Below are 20,783 nucleotides of genomic sequence, written 5' to 3' on the forward strand. Positions count from 1 at the left end.
TGTCAAAGCGCTATGTACGCTTTGCAAGCGGTTTGTACAATATCGTATGTATGTCCGCGAGCATTCGCATGGACGAGTGCAGAATGCCGAATGTCTAATTTTACAGAATAAGAGGTGGATTGCATGCGGCTTCCCCGAGTAGCTGTCATCACACCCGGAACATTCCCTATTCCTTCAGGTGCCAGCAGCTCAGTCGAAAGAGTCGTCGAATATGTCGTCAGTATGGCTGCTGAACGTATGGAAGCACGTATATACGGCAGATTGTGGCCGGGGCAAGCACAGTATGGACTTGTTCGTGGGGTTCCTTGTGAGCGTATCCGATCATCAACGACACGCAGCTATATCCGCGACGTCATTCATGGTCTGGCAGCGTTTAATCCTGATATTGTGCAAGTGGAAAACAGGCCGCGCTTTGTGTTGGAATTAAAACGTTCGTTTCCCAATACTAAGGTCTGGCTGAACCTTCATTCCACTACTTTTATGAGCCGTAAACATATTTCAGTGAAGCTTTTGCGCACAGCCTTCCGGTCTGCGGATCGGATTTTTGTCAACAGCCGCTATTTGTATGAGGAGGTTCGGCGTAAGGTGCCGGATTGCGAAGCCAGAATCGTAATTAACCCGCTTGGTGTGGATGGAGCACGTTTTAGGACGCGCTGGAGCGAAGAGGGAAGAGAACGATATACCGCCGGCAAAAGTAGTCATGGCTGGGAAGAGCGTAAAGTCGTGCTGTATGTAGGACGTCTCATTCCTTTAAAAGGAGTACACCATTTGCTGCAAGCCGTTCCTAGGTTAAAGAAGTCTCACCCCGAGGTATTGCTTGTGATCGTGGGTAGTGCTTTCTATGGTTCCAAGCGCAAGACGAAGTATGTCAGAAGACTGGAGAGAATCGGGCGACGACATCGGGAGCATGTTCGTTTTGTTCCCTATGTGTCTCACGAAGAAGTGCCCTCGTGGTATGCGATGGCAGACGTAGTTGTTGTCCCTTCAGTAAGGAGAGAAGCTTTTGGTCTTGTGAACGTGGAGGCGATGGCTTCTGGCGTGCCCGTGATAGCTTCCAGGGTTGGCGGAATACAAGAGGTTGTAGTCGATGAAAAGACAGGATTGTTGGTACCTCCTCACCGGATGGAGGCACAGCTGAGTATAGCATTGGAGCGCCTTTTATCAGACAGGGCATTATGTGAGCAGCTTGGCCAAGCGGGTGTAGAACATGTAGAGTCGCTGTATACTTGGCGGCGTACAGCAGAACGTTGGGCAGATGAAATCAGCTTATGTGCGACCGCTTCTCGTTAATGGACGGGAACGGTCTTTTTTAATGCTTGGACCTTCTGGTCTGTAAGTGACGTGATGATAGCCTAACGCATATGATGTTACATCAATTAGGTTAAGACTGCAGTTAGTCGGAAAGGAGTAAGTTCGTGCAAAAGAAAAGGCATACGCGTTCGACATCCAAAGTGAAGAAACCACTATATATTGTCGATAATCCGAATACGTCTGAACTGAAATGGCTGGATCGATCTCCTAGGAACAGTACAGCAAATATGTCTAGCAAAAAAGAGGCCACATTAAGTGCGTTAGCGGAACAAGCATTAACTGCCCCAGAGGGAGCAGCGGGAAGCACAAGGGGGGCTGCAGAGATTGCAGGCACGGCCATTATCGGGGCTAGGTCTGTTCAACTTCCGCAGCAGCATCATGCTAAATCATTAATATCCCCAAGTAGCGAGAGCCCAATTGTGCTCGAGAAAAATTCTGAACCATCTCAATCATCTGAATCATTAATAAAAACAGATGATTCGGTGGTAAACATGAACACCGACACCCAGTTCATTGTAAACGAACCAATAAGGGCAGCAGGGGAATTGCCACTTTCCAAGGCAGCTCAGCACGTTGTCAGTGAAGAACAACGGGAGCATTTGTTAACGGAAAAACAACACAAACGCGTTAAAGCTTTTATCTACACAGATGACATTGTGGATGAAGCGATCACAAATGAGAAAATTGCTCCGTACTCCATCGATGGATCAAAGCTGAAGCGGGATAGTGTGAACGCCGACTCTTTGCGGGATCATGCCATTACAGGTATTAAAATAGTGAATGGGGCCGTTACAGGCGCAAAGATTGCTGCGGAATCGATATCTGGCGAGCATCTTATCAGTAATGCTATTTCTGGGAGCAAGATTAGGGATCGATCTATTACATCCGAGAAAATAAAGGATGGCAGCATCACTTCTGCGAAGCTGGCAGATAAGACGATAGACGCATCGAAGATCGCAGAAGGCTCGATTGAGACGAAGCATTTACGTGCGCTGATTATCTCGAATGAACTACTTCAAGAACAAGCCGTTACATCGGACAAAATTCGCAGTGGTGCGATTCATACAGAGAATCTAGCGAACGAAAGTGTTGATACTTCCAAGCTGGCTGAAGAAGCGATAACATCCTCAAAAATCCGTATGGGAGCAATAACCTCTGATAAGCTGGCACAAGAGAGTGTTCAAAGTGATAAGTTGGCAGAGCACAGCGTAACCCGATATCATTTGTCAGATTACTCAATTGAGTCTCGACACATTATGCCTTCGCAGATTGACAGCGAACATATTGCCCCCGAGGCCATCGCTGGCGACCATATCAAGATGGAATCGATATCAGGCAAGCAGCTAATGCCCGCAGCTGTTCATTCTTATCACCTTGTGGAACAATCGATCCATCAGGAGCATATCGGTCAGGGAGAAGTTCATGGTTGGCACGTGAAGGAGCAGGCCATTACTGTAGGAAAACTCGGAGATCAGTCTATCTCGACAGTTAAATTGGTAGACCATGCTGTAACCTCATCCAAGATAGCTGATCAAAGCATCCTACCGGGCAAACTGGCCGACGAAGCTGTTGAGGAGCGCCATATTGCGAAACATGCCGTAAATGCACAGCACATCGCGAACATGGCTATAAATGCGGAGCATATAGTGCCTCAATCCGTTGGGAAGGAGCATATTCTTGCAGCTGCGGTGGAAGAGCGACATTTGCGTAATGGTGCAGTCACTTCTTCTATTTTGGCGCAGCAGGCAGTGCAGAGCGGGCATCTTGATCTTCAAAGTGTATCGGCTGCCCATATTCAGGACTGTACAATCACAGCGGAGAAATTAGGCAGCGGCTGTGTAGTTACAGATGTACTTGCTGACGCTGCTGTGACAGTCGAGAAGCTGGCAAGTTGGAGTGTAACGTCTGAAAAAGTGGCTGACGGCAGCATTGCCCCCCGCCACCTGCAAAGTGGTGCTGTTACTTCGGTTGCAATTGGCCACGGTGTGGTGCTGGATGATCATATTGCGCCAAATATGATCGGAAGCGAACACATAAGAGCGCAATCCATCAAGTCGGAAATGCTGAAGAATGATACTATTACAAGCGACAAGATTATGCCGCAAGCCATTCGCGACTACCATGTGGGAATGGGAGCTATATATTCCCATCATCTAGCTGATCATATTGTAACCTCGTTGAAGCTGTCTCCGGAAAGTGTATCGAGCGATAAGTTAAGTGATTTGGCGGTGTCGACCAGCAAGCTTGCTAATAAGAGTGTAACTGCTGATAAGCTGGCTCCAGACAGTGTGGAGACCGTTCATATTATCGAAGGGGCTATCACACAAGAATTAATTCACGAGGAGTCGATTTTGTCTCGACACTTGACCGACGAATTGATCGAAACCAAGCATCTGTCCTTGAATGCTGTTGATCAGGGAGCCATCCAAGCAGGTGCTGTCACAACAGAGAAAATAGCGCCCCATAGCATCGTGTCGAAGCTGCTTGCTGCTGACAGCGTTCATGCTGAGCATGTAGCGAATGAGACGATCAGTGCTTCGCATATAAGCAAAGATAGCATACATTCGGAGCATCTGCAGGATGGGGCAATATCACAATCAAAGCTTGGCGAAGGCAGCGTGGGTGCTGCTCAACTGCAGGCATGCAGCGTCAGCGAACGGCATTTAGAAGATAACAGTATTACAAGCGCAAAAGTGGGAGCAATGGCTATTTCCTCCTTGCATCTAGCTGATGGGGCTATTCAAACACAGCATCTTAACGATGGTATTATCGGTGCCTGTCACATCCAGGAGCAGTCCATCACGTCGGGAATGCTGGTGGATAACAGCATTACGCAAGATAAGATAAATACAAATGCGATTACTGGCAAACACATTGCACTGGAGACGATTTCGGGTAAGCATATCCGAGTGGAGGCCATTCAGGGGTATCACGTCAAAAAGGGCAGTATTTATGTCCATCACCTCGGGCCGGACATATTATCCGGAGAATTTATAGCGGACGGCAGCCTAGACGGTGTGAAATTACAGGATCACTCGATTGGGAGCACGCATATAACCTATGGTGCAATTTCAGCAGAGCACATCCAGCGAGGTGCTGTTCTACAAGAGCATCTGGAGTTGGATTCCATTCAGTCTGGTCATATACAGCATGCAGCTATTCATTCAGGGCATATAGATCAGGGAGCTATACATGGAGGGCATTTGCAATCAGATATTATTGCATCTGCTCATATCCAATCGGAAGCGATCGAGAGCCAGCATCTGATGGCAGGGAGTGTGCAAGCGGATCATCTGGCCCGTCAATCTGTAGGGATGGATGCAATTGCGGATGGTGCTGTAGGCCATACCCAATTATCCTTGCATGCAGTAGGACAGGAGCATCTCGCGAATGGAGCCGTTGCCGCGGAACATATACAGCATGCAGCTGTTGGGGGGCATCACATTCATAGCGAGACGATTGGTTCGAAGCATATCCAAGCGGAAGCCATAGATGGAAGACACTTAAAGCATGCTATTATTTCATCACACCATTTAACAGAGGGTTTTTTGCTTCCGCATCATTTAAGAGAGCAAATTATTAATGAGAGCCATATCGCAGCCGATTCTATTCGCACTGATATGCTGAAGGAACGCTCCGTGGATACGTCACGACTGGCAGAGGGAGCAGTGAAGAGTGATAATTTGTCAGCAGCGGCGGTTCAAGCGAATCACCTCGCTGATCAAGCGATTCTTAGCTGTCATGTGGGAGACGGTGTCATTAAAGGGCAGCACATTGCATATTCAGAAATAGGCGGGGAACATTTATTGCCGATGTCTGTTGGGTCCAGACAAATTGCGGTGCATTCGATCAGGACGGATCATTTGGCAGAACTTTCTGTTGGAAAAGAACAGTTGGCAGAGGGAGCCGTTACGAGTGATAAGATTGCATCTAATGCTGTTCGAGGAGAACATATTGAGCCGCATACAATCGCGTCCTTCATGCTGCAGGACAATATTATTGTAAATGAAAAGCTAGCGGACGGAAGTGTGACAGGTACAAAGCTGGCTATGAGAACCATTACAGGGGCGCATTTGATAGCACACTCCATTCAAGCGGAATTGATCGATAGTGCAGCTATTGAGGCGCGACACATCGCTGATCGTTCCGTATGCGCACAGCATATTGGCCAGGGAGTGGTAGAGGGAGAGCATCTGGCAGAAGAGGCTGTGGATAGCGCCCACTTAAAGCAGGAAGTGATTCACAGCGAGCATCTGCGGAATGAAGCCGTTACGAACGAGAAATTAGCTGACGGGTGTATTACAAGCGCCAAGATAGCGATACATGCGATCGAAGCGTCACACATTCAAGTAGAGGCAATAACCACTGAACTCTTGGCGCATGAGGTTGTAACGTCAAATAAGCTAGCAGATCGAAGCGTCACAACGGGGAAGCTCGCCCAAGGATGTGTGACGAGTGATCAGATCGGTCTCGAGGCTGTAAAGTGTGACCATCTGGAGCCAGGTGCAATCGGTAAGCTGCAGTTGGCGGAAAACGCCGTAGGCGCACAGCATATTGGATCTTGCGAAATTAATGGCGCGCATATCCAAGCCCATGCGATCGGGCCTCTACAGCTGCAGATTGCTGCTGTCAGGAGAGAACATCTAGAAGATGGGGCTATCACGGAGGAGAAGCTGTTAGATGGGGCTGTATCTGGAAGTAAGATCTTGCCGCAGTCAATCGGCCGTGATCATATTCAGGATGAAGCGATTATAACTTCGATGATTCAGAATGATAGCATCACAAATGATAAGCTGGTAAATGACGCAGTGACAGGTCAGAAGCTGGCAGCGGAATCTATCCATTCCATACACCTTCGCAACGAATCCGTGATGACGGAACATCTTGCAACGGCTTCGATATCTACACGGACGATACGGGATGGAGCCATCAAGTCAGAACATGTGCAAGAAGGAGCAATTCAAGGACAGCATCTACAAAAATATGCAGTAACAGCAGAACACTGCAACTATTCCCCAGTTCGCACCGCAGCTACAAAACGTACGGCTTTACAGCAGTTTGGCACAACACCGTTTGAACTTAACGAAGTGGAAGATCGGATGACACTTACGGTTTATTTTCAAGAGCCATACGATACCCCTGATTACGTACTTGTCGCTATGACCAATCATGAAGAATGTTATGCCGTATTAGCACAAAGATGGAAGGATAGTGCTGACATCTCAATCGTCCGTCGACTTAAAGGGGGCACATTACAAGGGCATCTGTCGTGGATCGTCATCTCGTAGCTGGCGTATACGAGAGATCGTGATGAAGAGGCAAAAGTGGAAAATCGCGGCTTTGTTAGAGGATGTATTATGGGAAAGGTTCCATTCCTGTAAGGAATAGACCGGGAGAAAGCTGTCCCGGTCTACCGTTTTTTTGGCAGCAATGAAAGGCTAAAGTCAGCCAACACGTACATTTGCCGTTACCACATTTATCCCTGCTCATACTATGTGTTGTAGCAGCAGGTGCAGCAGGCCTATTTGTGGCAGGGGGTGAATACATGCGTCGACTTAAGCGGATACATCGCTCGGATCGCAGTCGGACGGGTGCACGATCAGGTAAACGAACAGCAGCATTATCGCTGCGCAGAGGGAAAAGGCCGATACGTCGCCTCAGCTCTCTGAGTCTTACAAAGACGGGTATGCGTAGGCGGAAAGCCGTGAAAAGGATGAGGAAGCAGTGGACATCGCATCCTCATCCAATCGTGTCGGTCATTATCCCGGTAATGAATGAACGTCGCACGATCGTGGAGGTAATCCATGAGGCACGTAGAGTTCATCCGGAAACAGAGATCATTGTGGTGTCCAATGGGACATCTGATGGCTCAGGTCTACTAGCAGAAAGAGCCGGGGCGCATGTCATTCGGCATGCCAATCCGCTGGGTCACGATGTAGGCCGGACCATAGGTGCAGAGGCAGCGAAAGGTGAGATTCTACTCTTTATCGACGGGGATATGGTCATACCAGCAGAGCGATTAAAACCTTTTATTAGGGCCGTTGCTGCAGGTGTAGATGTGGCCTTAAATGATTATTCAGGACCGACCAACAGGCGTTATGTACATCGTGTCGTCTTGGCCAAGCATACGCTAAATGCACTGTTGTCCCGATCTGATCTAAAAGGGACGTCCATGACTGCTGTTCCGCATGCCCTAAGCCGAAGAGCCTTGGATACCATTGGCGCCGATGCATTATCGATCCCGCCGCTCGCTCATGCAAGGGCAGTTCATCAGGGGCTTCGGGTCGAACGAACGGTCGGCATCGATGTTGGCAGTTTAAATCCGATACGGACGAAGCAGTATGAGCAAGATCCACTTACATCTCTGATTGACAATGACCATCTTCAATCTGTACGCTGGCTCATTGAACATGCGGGCAATCGGGGAGGTTACACGGATTTAAACCGACAACGCCATCTTGTGAGGTGAAATCGTTGAAGCGTAAGGTAATGAGGCGAGGAAGATATCAACGTAAGGCGAAGCGATCCAGACGTGCAGCTGCTGTTCACAGAAGCCAAAGACCACTTCAACGGCCGCGGCACAAGAAGAGGCGATTGCGTTCAGCGCAGACAGTTGCAGGATCGATGCAAGACAAACAAATGAAGCGGCATTCTCCGCTGTCTGAACCGTTAGTATCAGCTGCCGTAATACGGAGCTCGGAAGAGGCGGGTATGCATGATGGACAATTGGCACGAGATGCCCAATACCAGCTGCTGGACCTGAATTCGCGTTTAAAGTCATTAAAGAGATCATTTAGTGCATGTTATGCCAACGCCTTCTCGCATATTGTATCGTACGAGGCGATATTGGCACTAGGAAAAGCTTATCAGGCCGGGTATTCCCGCGAAGCAGGGCCAGAACTGGCGCTGCCTTCGGTTGTACTGATTCCGGCGACAAAGCGTCATGCCGTTATTATAAGCGCGATGAATGAACAAGAACGAATTAGCTCGGTGCTGCAAGAACTGGAACGTCTTGTGTTAGATGAACTGATCATAATCGTTAACGGGTCAACGGATATGACTTTACAATTGGCAAGAGAAGCATCGCCTGCATCAACGATTGTCCATTACCCGGATGCTATAGGGCACGATGTAGGTCGTTCCATAGGTGCTAAGCTGGCTAGAGCAGACGTGATGCTGTTTACAGATAGTGATCTCCAAGTCCCAGCAGAGGACTTGGGTGCATTTATTTGGGCGGTAGAAAGTGGTATAGATGTCGCGTTAAACGATATTAGTCCTTTTATGGGTACGTTTGACAACCAGGATACCATCAGTCATTGCAAGTTATGGCTTAACCACACTCTGGGCAGAGAAGATCTGGATGTGAATTCGCTGACTGCAGTGCCACACGCATTAAGTCGGCGTACGGTGGATACCATCGGTGTTGATGCGCTTAGTGTCCCACCGCGGGCGCATACATTAGCACTGCTGCATGGATTAAACGTGCAGCGAGTTCACGTAGTAGATGTCATTACACATAATCGAATGCGTGCCACGAACGTTGGAGATCACAATCCTGTGGCTCAGCTTATACTAGGGGACCATGTGGAAGCTATTCAGGAAATATGGAAATGGTACGGTGACCGTCTTCACGAGCCCCAGCGTAGTCGTGACCAGATCGCGCTCAGGAGGAATGGAACATGACACTTGCCCATGTAGCGGCGCCATTGTCCAGCATCATTATTCCTACGTATAATCGCTGCGAACTGTTGCGGCACTGCGTCTCATCCATACGCAAGTATACGGATGTACCGTATGAGATCATTGTGGTCGATAATCATTCCTCAGACGGTACACGCCATTATTGTATTGCGGAAAGGCTCACTTATGTTTCGCTGCCGGAGAACAGGGGGTTCCCCGCAGCATGCAATGCAGGGATGCTGATTAGTTCAGGCGATACAATCGTGCTGCTTAACAATGATGTAGTCGTATCTCATTATTGGCTGCGCAACTTAAGTCAAGCTCTGATGGAGCATGAAGAAGTTGGCATCGTTGGACCAACTACCAATTACGCAAGCGGGCGTCAACAAGTGAATCATCCTTATGAAGATCTAGAGCAGTTTCACCGATTAGCAGCACAACTTAATCAACCCGATCGTTTCAAGCGTGAGCGTGTGCAGCGTGTAGTTGGGCTTTGTTTTGCCTTGAAACGTAAGGTTTTGGATACGATAGGCCTGCTGGATGAGCAATTTAATCCAGGACACTATGAGGATGATGATTTTTGTCTAAGAGCACGTATGAGCGGTTACGGAATTATGATGTGCGGGGATGTGTTCGTTCACCATTATGGCAGCCATAGCTTCAAACAACTCGGGGAGACTCATCTTCGACAACTGGTGCAGCGTAATTATGAGTTGTTCAAGCGCAAATGGAATATCGATCCCCACCATTTTATGTGAGGAGGAAGAGATGTGAAGGGAATTATTCTGGCGGGAGGCACTGGAACACGACTATATCCGTTAACGAAGCTGGTGAACAAACATTTGCTTCCCGTCGGCAAGTATCCGATGATTAGTTATGGCATTGAGCGGCTTCGCTTTGCCGGAGTGACCGATTTAATTATCGTTACAGGAAAAATGTCCGCAGCTTTGTTCACCGAATATATCGGAAGCGGGCAGCAATTCGGGGTTCGTGTTACCTTTTCTATCCAAGAAGAAGCCGGTGGCATTGCACAAGCATTATCGTTGGCTGAGCCTTTTCTTGCTCCGGGAGAGAAATTTGTTGTGCTGCTTGGCGACAATTTATTTCAAGATGACATCACTCCTTATGTGCAGTCGTATCTGGAGCAGGGCTCAGGTGAAGCCCGTGTACTTCTGAAGAAGGTGTCTGATCCCAGAAGATACGGTGTACCCGTATTTGACGAGGTAAAACAAGATTACATTATACGGATTGAGGAAAAGCCGAAGCAGCCCAAGTCCTATTATTGCGTAACAGGTATTTATATGTATGATACTGAAGTGTTTCGACATATTCACAGTATTGCGCCTTCAGCGCGTGGTGAGCTTGAAATTACGGACGTTAACAATGTGTACGCACAGGCTGATAGTCTTAAATATGATGTGTTAAGGGGATGGTGGACAGATGCCGGAACCTTTGACTCCTTTAATGAAGCAGCGATGAAGCTGCGTGGGGTACAGTTATGAGGAAGTTTTTAGTCACAGGGGGAATGGGATTTATCGGGAGTAATTTTATCGGATACATGTTTGAGCATTATGCTGATATTCATATTACGAACGCGGATGCTCTTACGTATGCTGGTAATCCTGATAATGTGGAAAAATGGAGCAGTTCGGATCGATATCGGTTTGTTAGAACGGATATTACGGATGCAGAGCAAGTCCGTAGTCTCTTTCAAAGCGAGACCTATGAAGCTATGTTTCATTTTGCGGCAGAATCACATGTTGATCGCAGTATTACAGGGCCTGAGCAGTTCGTGCGCACCAATGTGCTGGGAACCTTTCACCTGCTTGAAGCTGCCAAGGCAAGCGGTGTAGCCCGAATAATTCATATTTCCACAGATGAAGTATATGGCACTCTCGGAGCAACAGGGTATTTTACGGAAGACACACCGCTTCAACCGAACAGCCCTTATTCTGCAAGCAAAGCAAGCTCTGACCTACTGGCCAGGTCCTATGTACACACATACGGAACGCCGATTATTATCACGAGGTGTTCCAATAACTATGGTCCTTATCAGTTCCCAGAAAAGTTGATCCCAACCATTATTGTCAAGGCACTTCATAATCAGCCAATACCGGTGTATGGTGATGGCTTAAATGTTCGTGATTGGCTGTATGTGCGTGATCATTGTGCGGCCATTGCTGCAGTATGGGAGCGTGGCGCAGTAGGCGAAGTGTACAATATTGGAGGCCATCAAGAACGAACGAACATCGACATCGTACGATCTGTATTGCAATTGCTGGGCAAGCCGGAATCCTTAATCACCTTTGTGGCCGATCGGAGTGGTCATGACCGCAGGTATGCCATTGATCCAGCAAAGACAAAACAGGAGCTGGGATGGGTGCCGGAGCAAACGCTGGAGACAGGGCTTGCGGAAACGGTTCAATGGTATGTTGACAATCGGGTTTGGTGGGAACGAATTCAATCTGGCTCCTATCGGAAAGGGAGATGATGTGATGAGGAGGAATTCTCAAGCGAACACATCTGCAAGTCATCCAAGCGATGAAGTCCTTGTTCATGCTCACCGCAGAAAGCAGAGTACTCGTAACCACCCCCAAGGAGCTTCGGATGCGCGCCTTAAACCTGGCGCGCGTCCACTCAGGAGCAAGCGTAGGCTCAAGCGCGGCAAGAAGAAGTGGCGTCGCGCTATGCGACCTCGCAAGCAAGTTCCACTTCAGCCTGTTACTGCGCCAGATATCGTTGAAGCAGAGCGAAGCATCGCTTATGAGGACGGGTTCCGTAAAGGGAAATACGAAGGTGGAGAGGCCGTACTTGCTGGCCTCGTACCAGAAGATCACATTCTTCCTGACATTCCGGTAGAACATGTTATTGCACTTGGCTTCGAACAAGTGAAGCATTTGTTGAAGCCATTGGTCGATCCACAGACGATTTTAGCGGAAATGATCCAAGCATTAGATGAACGGCGGCCAATGTCGTTGGTCCGGCTTGGTGATGGCGAACTGCTTGCTCTAGCGCATGACCGTGTGCTTTCTTCCGCCTTGGTGCAAAGAGAAGGACCTTTTCTGCCTTACTCTGGAATAGAAGTGCCAGACCATGAGTATAGAGAGCAATTGGCCGAATCTGTGCGCAAGGCAACTTTTGTTGGCATTCCTACAGCCAAATCTCCCAATTTTCAAGGTCTGGTACATCCGTTATTCCGCTCGTATGGCATGTCTATTGGTGCTATGCGGTTAACTTATTCAACTGTTAACTACATGTTGGCGCAGCAGGGCTCTTTGCTGCGGTTGATGCAGGGACGACGCGTACTCGTGATCGGCAATGTAGCAGAAGAGCTTTCGCAAGTGCTCCAACAGCATGGTATTACGGTAACGGGGCTTATTGCACCCGTGATAGGTGTGAGGGATATTCCTAGAGTGATGCAGGAAGCTGGCTCTCACCAATATGATTTTGCCTTGGTAGCGGCAGGAATTCCAGCGGTGATCCTTGCAGAGCGCATTGCCTCGCAGTATGGCAAAGTTGCCATAGACTTCGGTCATCTGGCTAATAAAATTGCAAGTAGAGAACATCCTCTATGAGTTGCCCATGTTATTCCAGACTACACCGGAGGTGTGAAGAAGATGGCTAATCTTCGACGAACAACTCGCATCAATACGGATCGCCAACCGCGTGCGGTCAAGCGTCAAGCAAGGGGCTTTAGACGCAAGTCCGTGCATGGAAGGCGGGTGCGCTATGAGCGAGGGTTTGCGTATGGATATGCTGAAGGGCTTCGTGCTGGTCAAGAGCAGTATGAAGCCCGGTTGGAAGGCACGAGTATTATTATTCCGAATTTTAATAAGTTAGATCTCCTCCAGCAATGCATCTCCAGCATTCAAGCGTATACGCCAACTCCCCATGAAATCATCGTTGTTGACAACGCGTCAACGGACGGTGCCGCTTCTTACCTCGATTCAATGGCAGGAAAGCTTCGATACTATGTTCACGAGAGCAACAAAGGTTTTGCAGGTGCTGTCAACACAGGGTTGATGATGGCAAAAGGACAGACAATATGTGTGTTAAACAATGATATTGTCGTGACGCCCAATTGGTTGAGTAATTTGCTGCTATGTCTAAATAGTGACCCGAACATCGGGATTGTAGGGCCTGTTACGAACTATATTAGCGGAGAACAACAAATAGAGGTTCCATATACTCGTGTGGAAGATATGCAAGCATTTGCAGCCAAACATAACGTCTCGAATCCGGAACTGTGGCAGCATACTGATCGAATCGTTGGTTTTTGTTTCTTATTTAATCGTGCGTTTTTTGATGCAAATGGCTACTTTGATGAAGGTTTCGAGATCGGAAATTTTGAAGATGAGGATTACGTTGTACGAGCGCTCATAAACGGCCGCAAGCTGGTGGTTGCAAGAGATACATTTATTCATCACTACGGCAGTCAGAGTATGAGGGCACTCGGCGATCAGTTTCAGGTTGTAAATGATAAGAACGCCGCATTTTTTAGCGCTAAGTGGGCTGACCCCCGCGATTGGGTTCGAAAGATGCAGCCACGAATATATGACGGACAAGGAAGCATTGTTCAGCATTTTAGATCCCAATCATTTTATCCGTCGCATGTGGCGGTGACTGGACTTAGCGAGACGGTATATTGGGTGGAACAAGGGGCAAAGCATCCACTGCGGGGACATGTGGGTGTACCTGTAGTCAAATTGTCACAAGTTGACTTATTCGGTTGGCCTACTGGTGACGTGATGGATGCTTCCGCTGCAGAGGCGAAGTGGCATGAACGAGTAGCAGTAGATGGAACGATTCCCGATGGCGGTATGTTTACAACCGAGACAGGCAGATGGTATCAACGTCAAGGGGATACGTACCGCGAGGTCGTTAGCGGACATGCGCTGAGTCGCTGGCAGCTCGAAGGTCGATTAACGCATCGAACAGAGGTTGAACGCCTGCAGCTTCATGAGGGCATCCCTATTATCGCTGCGCCAGTTATTCATGCTTATCATATATAAGGTGAAGGAGCATACCGGTGTCAATGCGCTGGTTATGCTTCTTTGCGCTGCTGTTGAGGAAATTATACTGTACATGCTGGTGATGCTATGAATTGGGCGAATCAGCCGTATGCGAAGCCGTATCAAACGGCATATGTTGTGTATGAGGAAGTTCTGACGTTGTTTGTGCACCAGGTACTATTGCCATAAATAAACTGGTCTGAGAGAAAAGGAGGGACAAACATGCATCCTAATAATGAATCCGTTAATCATGCCGTTAATCATACGATGCAGCACTTGTCACATACGCAGCAGCAGATGGCGCGAGTTCTGGATGCGGAGCGTCATGTAGCCGTTCGCAATTCGCAGGTCATTCATGTCTTGCCCGATACACAGGAATTACTTCACGGAGTAAGGGACATTAAAGAGCAATCGATGGCATTATCCCGCAATTTGATTGCCTATTTGAATGGCATTGCGGAGCTAGAGCATGCTCTTGCTGACCAATTGGAGCAGATTATGATCGAGCTGCAAAATGAGAACGCGCAGGGAGAGGCTTGAGTAGACACTTGTGCGTCTTATAAACGGTGTCTCGATGAGGTGAGGAGGGATTGATGGGTGAGTCGGGAACGTGCGATGACAAAAATGCTGGAGGCTATGGCTGACATGCAGTGGAGCATATCGATGATTCTCGAAGCAAAAGCAATGGAAGCTGAGAAATCCCGCAATTGGATGCTTAATCACTTCACTCACCAGCCAGCAGCGACACCTCATGAACAGATAGAAGAAGCTCTTGAAATCCATGAGCAAGTCATTGAAGTATTAGAAGGACTAACCAAACTGCAGCAGGGCTTGGCTAGAAATATGAAGACGATATTTCATCGTGCGGGTAGCGGAGGACACGGCGATGGTATTTCCGATGGAGCGTTCGGAGAATTTGAACTTGGGGATAGGCTGCAATGAACAATAAAACAAATCAAGCTACTCCAGGAAGCAATGCTGCCTATCATGTGATGTCGACAGCACATGATCATCGTGAAAATGAAGCCAAAGTTGCGATGGTTGAAGCGATCACAAGGAGTCAGATTGCATTGGCGCGGCTGCTTGAGCAGTTGGCAGATGTGTCTGCACATTCGGAGGTGCAAGTAAAACTAATGTACGACAACATTCATTTGCTGTCGCAGCATCAGCATGCTTTATGCCATATGGTGACTGGCTGGAGGCCGCGCAGCCTAAATAAAGGAACCCCCGAAATACCATGGCTAAATCCAGTTTGTCATGTTGAAATATATGGCCCCCAAGGGAGCGCAGGAGGAGAAGCACATTGAAGAAAGACAGCCGCAGCCGAAAGCGTAAGTCCGTTTCGAAGAGAACGAGAAGTAAGTCTGGCAGAGCAGCGTCAAGCCGCTTGCGCGTCAGACGAGCAGGGAAAAGCCGACTAATCAAGCGTAGGGGTGGTATTAAGGCAAAGAGTAAGCGAGGCAGAAGAAGAATGGGATCATCTGGGATCATCTTTAAACAAGGTTATGATGCAGCATACAACGAGGGCTTTAACAGCGGCTTTGCAAAAGGATATGAGGATGGACACCAGTTAGCTTATGCCGGGCAAGTATAGTGGGAAAATAGCCTGATATGTGCCTCGTGCGATATCAGGCTGTTTTTATGGAAGGCTGTGCATAAGGCAACAGCCTTATTTCTATCGATATCGACAAAAGTCCATAAGACAGTCGGTCTAGCGGCATATAGTGATTTGACTGCACACATTATTCGGCACCAGTTGTGATTCGTTGCTAGTTGCTGCTCATGATTGGTACAGGCGGGTGTCGCTAATGTCAAGCACTGAGGTTTCAGGAACAATCACCTGTCGTTATGAAGGCAAGGAACAGACTAACTTGGTTTGATTGGATGACAAATGAGTAGATAGATGATGATCGTTATGATTTATGAAAGATTGGTGGTTGAATAAGTATGGTGTTGGCCTCGATACAGCCAAAGTTTGGTTGGCTCACGGTCGACAGTAACAACAAAGGAGTGAGGAGATGCCCGGTTCACGCTCACGGAGGAAATCATATCGACACAGACGCGTGACATCGATAACCGTTGCTCGCAGGCGTGGACGATTACGCGGTCTGCATGAAGGATACCAGGATGGATACCTTCGTGGCCGTGCGGATATGCTGGTGAAGACCATACGCCCGCAAATTCCTCATCGACCTATACATGTCATGTACGTTACCTCAGGCAAGGGCTTCCCATACTCTCCAATTGATGATGCGTTAGTCAGCACGCTTCAGGAGATGGTGGGGAAGGTGACGGTCATCGGGCCGAGAGATGCCGTTGCAGCTTCGGCGGCCTCCTTAAGGCCGGATATTATCATCGCCTTGGATGGCATGGAGCTTCCAATCGGCCAGCTTGATGAACTGCGGGCAGCAGGCATTCGCACAGCCGTATGGCTGACGGACGATCCGTATTATACGGATATGATGTCTGCTATCGTGCCGCATTACAGCGATGTGTTTACGTTAGAAATCAACAGTGTCAGCTATTATCAATCTATTGGCTGTCCCAGTGTTCATTACTTGCCGTTTGCGGTGTATCCAGGCCATTTTTTGCCGAAGACAACACCTACACCGGGGCGCCGCGATGTTTGTTTTATAGGTTCAGCCTACTGGAACAGAGTACGTTTTTTCGAATCGATTATAGATCGAATGATGCAGTATAACGCATACTTTTCAGGCTTGTGGTGGGATCGACTGCCACAGTTTAGCTCCTATACGGGCAAGATTGATCTTGGTCGTTGGATGACTCCGCAAGAAACAGCTGATATGTACAACATGACCAAAATTGTCATCAATATGCACAGATCTCACGATGACGAGACGGTGAACAGCAATTCCAGTCAGATTATTGCCTCCTCTCCGAACCCAAGGACGTTTGAAATTGCTTGCTGCGGCACACTGCAATTGACAGACATTCGCAGTGATCTAGCTAGCTTTTATACCCCTGGTATCGAGATTGTGACCTACCAATCGCCTGATGAGCTGCTTGCAAAGATGGAGCATTATTTGCACCATGAAGGAGAACGGCGTGAGATTGCGCTGCGCGGGCTTGAAAGAACGCTGCGTGAGCATACGTATGCCAATCGGATGAATCAGCTTTTGGGTACTCTTTTTGGCTACTGATGTTCCCGCGGATCCCAAAAAATGACATGAGACAGCCGCTTGAACGTACTCGATTCAGGCGGCTTTAGTGTATGCGCTGATATAGCCATACGAAAAGGCAGTGTAGTCTAAATCCCGCCTATGCATGCCTTATGCAAACGCATCAAAGCGAGCTATGAGCTGTAAATGGAAGCTTGAACAGGACACGAGTAATAGATTAATCATGACAGAAATTTTGCCAAGAAAGCGATTAAATCCATATTGTTATCGAAATTACTTTAAAATGCTACTGTTATCCAATCGAATGAAGATAATTAAAGATATGACGAGTAAATGATAGGATTTTCGATGATTGATTATGATTATATCCAGCATTTGGTCATGCTTGGAACAATATGAACGTTCGAATTGATTTACATACATACATGAAAAGGCGTAAGATTCAGTTCATCGACGACAACAATATCCGTTGCGTCTTCATCGCTGAGTTCCGCCGGAAGGCGGGAGCGGGGGAACCACAATGAGAAGGCAAATCCGTCATAACAACCGATTGCGGCTGAATTAGATTGATTTGCGTTCAGGGGGTGAATCCGGTAAAGGTTATATCCATGCTAAATGTTAGGGGATGTCACTTTGCAACCGGTAGGGCGACTCTTCGATTCCGAACCCGACAGCTAACCTCGTAAGCGTCCGAGGAGAGGCGCGCTAGACCGATTTGCGCATACTGACCAACCTCTACCCGAATGATGAAAGTAACGGACTTCAGGAGGTATGGTGAAATGCAAGACACGGACCGAATCGTTACCGTATTCGCTCCGAACACGATGGGGGCTGACTTTGTCCGCCAACTGCGCGGCGCAGGCTTGCCAGTGGCAGCCATCAGTAACAATGTGAGATGTTCGGCAAGAATGGAGAAACTTGGTGTCAAGCACATTTGGCACGTAAACACATCTCGGACCAAACCAGCCGAGATTCCGTTATTACCAGTTGGACGTATATACGTATTCGAGCAAAGCTTTGCGCTGACTTGTCGTCTGCTGCAGCAATGCCGAGCATGGACGTACGACCCGATTACGGTCATAACTAAGCAGCATTATCCACGTTCCATTTACCGCCTGCTAGGCGCGGATATGGTTGTGTACACGCAGTCGGATCAAGTATCCTTTCTGCTGACCGAATTGATTTACAGCGAGCAGCGTTCAACCGTATAGCTGCACCAGTAACTTATTTACAGCAGGTTCTGGTGCGATCAGTTCGAACGGCTCGACTAATTGATAAGCTTTGGGCAATGCTCATCGCTGAATCCCTGAGAAGGGAACGGGGGACCCAATGTTAGAGCACAGTGCTTCGAAAGTGGAGAAGCTGCTGTGCGAGGGGTGAATCTTGGCCTTTGGCCAGTAGGGCGACTCATGCGCCCGAATCCGTCAGCTAACCTCGTAAGCGTCCATAGAGGCAGCCTTATTTCGTTGTGGCGATTCGCAGCTTGCGTTTTATTTAGCTGCGTGTTTAGAAGCCGCACGGAAAGGGATCCTCTTTCCGTGCGGCTTTTTGTGTTGTCTTTTAACATGCTGCAAGGTAAAGCACCGTCTCTGAAGGGTGAGCACATCTTAGCACCAAGGCTCAAAGGAGGAGTTGGCATATGTTCGATGTCATTATGCTTGTATTAATTGTATTGTTAGGCGTCGTAACGTATGGGGTGCTGTCCTGGTGCTCCACAGAAGTTGATCATTAGTCATGGCTAATGCCATGAACATCGCACGGGCTGACTCGTGCATATAGAGGTGAACAAAGATGATTATCGTGCTTGGCGTACTGGTAGGGGCACTGTTTCTCTATCTGGGATACGCACTTGTAAAGCCAGAGAAATTCTAGGGATACGACTTCCTTGTAAATAGTTGAAAGGTGGAACACAAAAATGACAGGTTTAGGTTGGTTGTCTATTGGCATTACATTACTTATTGTATTGGTGTTGGCACGTCCGGTCGGCATCTATTTATCTCGTGTATTTGATAGCGGTGGAAAGCCGCTGCCGATGGATCGAGTGCTTGGTCCAATTGACAAAGGTTTATTCAAATTGTTTGGCATCCGAGAGACCAACCAGAGCTGGAAAGCCTATGCAGGTTCGTTGGTGCTAAGCAACGTGGTCATGATTGTGATCACTTATGCAATATTCCGGCTGCAAGGAGTGCTGCCGCTAAATCCGAGCGGCATTGCAGGCATGGAACCTTCGGTTGCGTTTAATACAGCGATCAGCTTTATGGCAAATACGAATTTACAGCACTACAGCGGAGAAACAGGGTTATCCTATCTCTCACAAATGATCGGCATTATTTTCTTGATGTTTACCTCGCCGGCAACTGGTCTCGCCATTGTATTTGCTTTTATGAGAGGTCTGGCAGGCAAGCCACTTGGCAACTTTTTTGTGGATCTAGTTCGCTCGATTACGCGTATCCTGCTTCCGATTGCGGTAGTGGCAGGCATTATATTCGTTGCGATGGGTGTTCCGCAGACGCTCAGCCCGACGGAGACGGTAACAACAGTACAAGGTGCAGAGCAGCAGATCGCACGGGGGCCTGTCGCTTCATTATTGTCCATTAAAGAGCTGGGCAACAACGGGGGTGGTTTCTTCGGTCCGAACTCGACGCATCCATTCGAGAATCCAAATGCACTCAGTAACACGCTGCAAATGATTCTAATGATGCTGGTAACGACTTCCTTGCCGTTTGCATACGGAAAAATGGTCGGAAATGCGAAGCAAGGCAGGGTATTGTTTGTGGCGATGTCCGTCATGTTTATCACGATGCTGGGCCTCTCCCTTACTTCTGAGCATGTGGGTAATCCGATGATGCATCAACTTGGCATAAATGGCCCGAGCATGGAAGGCAAAGAACAGCGGCTTGGCATGGTGCAGTCTTCTTTGTATTCCGTCGTCACGACAGCTTCCGAGACGGGAGCGGTTGCGACCATGCATGATACGCTTACACCGCTCGGTGGACTTATACCGATGGCTAACATGATGCTGAACACGGTGTTTGGCGGTATCGGTGTCGGATTTGTCAATGTGTTGATGTACGCCATGATTGCCGTATTTTTGTCCGGCCTGATGGTTGGGCGTACACCGGAGTTTCTGGGACGGAAGCTTGAAAGTAGGGAAATGAAGCTAATCGCAGTCACGTTGATCGTGCATCCATTGCTCATTCTTGTACCAACTGCGATTGCGCTCATTGCTTATCCTGAGACGATATCGAATCCAGGTTATCATGGTTTGTCACAAGCTTTGTATGAGTTTACATCGTCTGCTGCCAACAACGGCTCAGGCTTCGAGGGACTTGGCGATAACACGTTGTTTTGGAACATTGCCACAGGGATTGTAATGTTCTTCGGCCGTTATATTTCGATGATTACATTGCTTGCTGTCGCGGGGTCTATGGCAAGAAAACGGCCTGTTCCCGCAACAAGCGGTACATTTAGAACCAATACAGCGATGTTTGGAGCGATATTCGTCGGAACGGTTCTTATCGTAGGGGCATTAACGTTCTTCCCGGTCATTGTGCTTGGACCTGTGGCGGAGCATCTAACGTTGTGGAAATAATGTGTACGGCTTAAGAGGAGGAAGAAAGACATGAAAACGGTTCAGTCC

At 48.2% G+C, this 20,783-nt stretch carries 17 protein-coding genes and 2 riboswitches; all 17 genes read left to right on the forward strand.

What is annotated here, in order from left to right; genetic code table 11:
- The first annotated feature begins 123 nt into the window (after positions 1-123).
- The 17 genes from QP775_RS22505 to kdpA all read left to right on the forward strand — a co-directional run bounded on the left by QP775_RS22505 (position 124) and on the right by kdpA (position 20,735).
- Positions 124-1,290: a glycosyltransferase family 4 protein gene (locus QP775_RS22505; RefSeq protein WP_285109042.1), complete on the forward strand. Its 1,167-nt coding sequence runs from the start codon at positions 124-126 to the stop codon at positions 1,288-1,290.
- Between the two features lie 125 nt (positions 1,291-1,415).
- Complete coding sequence (locus tag QP775_RS22510) at positions 1,416-6,599, forward strand: WIAG-tail domain (RefSeq protein WP_239332462.1); 5,184 nt, start codon at positions 1,416-1,418, stop codon at positions 6,597-6,599.
- Positions 6,600-6,997: 398 nt separating this feature from the next.
- Entirely contained in the window at positions 6,998-7,780 is a 783-nt protein-coding gene (locus QP775_RS22515) for a glycosyltransferase family 2 protein (protein ID WP_285109145.1), read from the forward strand.
- A 5-nt stretch (positions 7,781-7,785) separates the two neighbouring features.
- On the forward strand, positions 7,786-8,994 hold the full coding sequence (locus QP775_RS22520) for a glycosyltransferase family 2 protein (protein WP_239332464.1): 1,209 nt from the start codon (positions 7,786-7,788) through the stop codon (positions 8,992-8,994).
- On the forward strand, positions 8,991-9,749 hold the full coding sequence (locus QP775_RS22525; protein ID WP_239332466.1) for a glycosyltransferase family 2 protein: 759 nt from the start codon (positions 8,991-8,993) through the stop codon (positions 9,747-9,749). The genes QP775_RS22520 and QP775_RS22525 overlap by 4 nt, the downstream gene beginning before the upstream one ends.
- 12 nt (positions 9,750-9,761) lie before the next feature.
- Complete coding sequence (locus QP775_RS22530; protein ID WP_239332468.1) at positions 9,762-10,493, forward strand: sugar phosphate nucleotidyltransferase; 732 nt, start codon at positions 9,762-9,764, stop codon at positions 10,491-10,493.
- A complete protein-coding gene (gene rfbB / locus QP775_RS22535; protein WP_285109043.1) occupies positions 10,490-11,482 on the forward strand; it encodes a dTDP-glucose 4,6-dehydratase in 993 nt (330 codons plus the stop codon). Before QP775_RS22530 ends, rfbB begins: the two co-directional genes overlap by 4 nt.
- 4 nt (positions 11,483-11,486) lie before the next feature.
- On the forward strand, positions 11,487-12,566 hold the full coding sequence (locus tag QP775_RS22540) for a GT-D fold domain-containing protein (RefSeq protein WP_239332471.1): 1,080 nt from the start codon (positions 11,487-11,489) through the stop codon (positions 12,564-12,566).
- A gap of 42 nt (positions 12,567-12,608) precedes the next feature.
- Positions 12,609-14,003, forward strand: a complete 1,395-nt coding sequence (locus tag QP775_RS22545; RefSeq protein WP_285109044.1) for a glycosyltransferase family 2 protein — start codon at positions 12,609-12,611, stop codon at positions 14,001-14,003.
- Between the two features lie 222 nt (positions 14,004-14,225).
- Positions 14,226-14,543 carry a nucleoside-diphosphate sugar epimerase gene (locus QP775_RS22550; RefSeq protein WP_239332475.1) on the forward strand — a complete coding sequence of 106 codons (318 nt, stop codon included), beginning with the start codon at positions 14,226-14,228 and terminating at the stop codon, positions 14,541-14,543.
- Positions 14,544-14,600: 57 nt separating this feature from the next.
- Complete coding sequence (locus QP775_RS22555; protein ID WP_239332477.1) at positions 14,601-14,945, forward strand: alpha-helical endospore appendage domain-containing protein; 345 nt, start codon at positions 14,601-14,603, stop codon at positions 14,943-14,945.
- On the forward strand, positions 14,942-15,310 hold the full coding sequence (locus QP775_RS22560) for a hypothetical protein (RefSeq protein WP_285109045.1): 369 nt from the start codon (positions 14,942-14,944) through the stop codon (positions 15,308-15,310). Before QP775_RS22555 ends, QP775_RS22560 begins: the two co-directional genes overlap by 4 nt.
- Positions 15,307-15,597 (forward strand): hypothetical protein, encoded by a 291-nt coding sequence (locus QP775_RS22565; RefSeq protein ID WP_285109046.1) that lies wholly within the window; start codon positions 15,307-15,309, stop codon positions 15,595-15,597. The genes QP775_RS22560 and QP775_RS22565 overlap by 4 nt, the downstream gene beginning before the upstream one ends.
- A gap of 469 nt (positions 15,598-16,066) precedes the next feature.
- Positions 16,067-17,164, forward strand: a complete 1,098-nt coding sequence (locus tag QP775_RS22570; protein ID WP_239332483.1) for a CgeB family protein — start codon at positions 16,067-16,069, stop codon at positions 17,162-17,164.
- Positions 17,165-17,614: 450 nt separating this feature from the next.
- Positions 17,615-17,848: riboswitch (cyclic di-AMP (ydaO/yuaA leader) on the forward strand.
- A gap of 74 nt (positions 17,849-17,922) precedes the next feature.
- Positions 17,923-18,354: a hypothetical protein gene (locus QP775_RS22575; RefSeq protein WP_285109047.1), complete on the forward strand. Its 432-nt coding sequence runs from the start codon at positions 17,923-17,925 to the stop codon at positions 18,352-18,354.
- A gap of 75 nt (positions 18,355-18,429) precedes the next feature.
- Positions 18,430-18,600, forward strand: a riboswitch (cyclic di-AMP (ydaO/yuaA leader).
- 334 nt (positions 18,601-18,934) lie between these two features.
- Positions 18,935-19,015 (forward strand): K(+)-transporting ATPase subunit F, encoded by an 81-nt coding sequence (kdpF, locus tag QP775_RS25810; RefSeq protein ID WP_350338994.1) that lies wholly within the window; start codon positions 18,935-18,937, stop codon positions 19,013-19,015.
- 43 nt (positions 19,016-19,058) lie between these two features.
- Entirely contained in the window at positions 19,059-20,735 is a 1,677-nt protein-coding gene (gene kdpA, locus QP775_RS22580; RefSeq protein WP_285109048.1) for a potassium-transporting ATPase subunit KdpA, read from the forward strand.
- Positions 20,736-20,783: the final 48 nt, after the last annotated feature.

It is taken from the genome of Paenibacillus sp. UMB4589-SE434 (assembly GCF_030226685.1).
In the GTDB taxonomy this organism is placed as follows: Bacteria; Bacillota; Bacilli; order Paenibacillales; family Paenibacillaceae; genus Paenibacillus_B.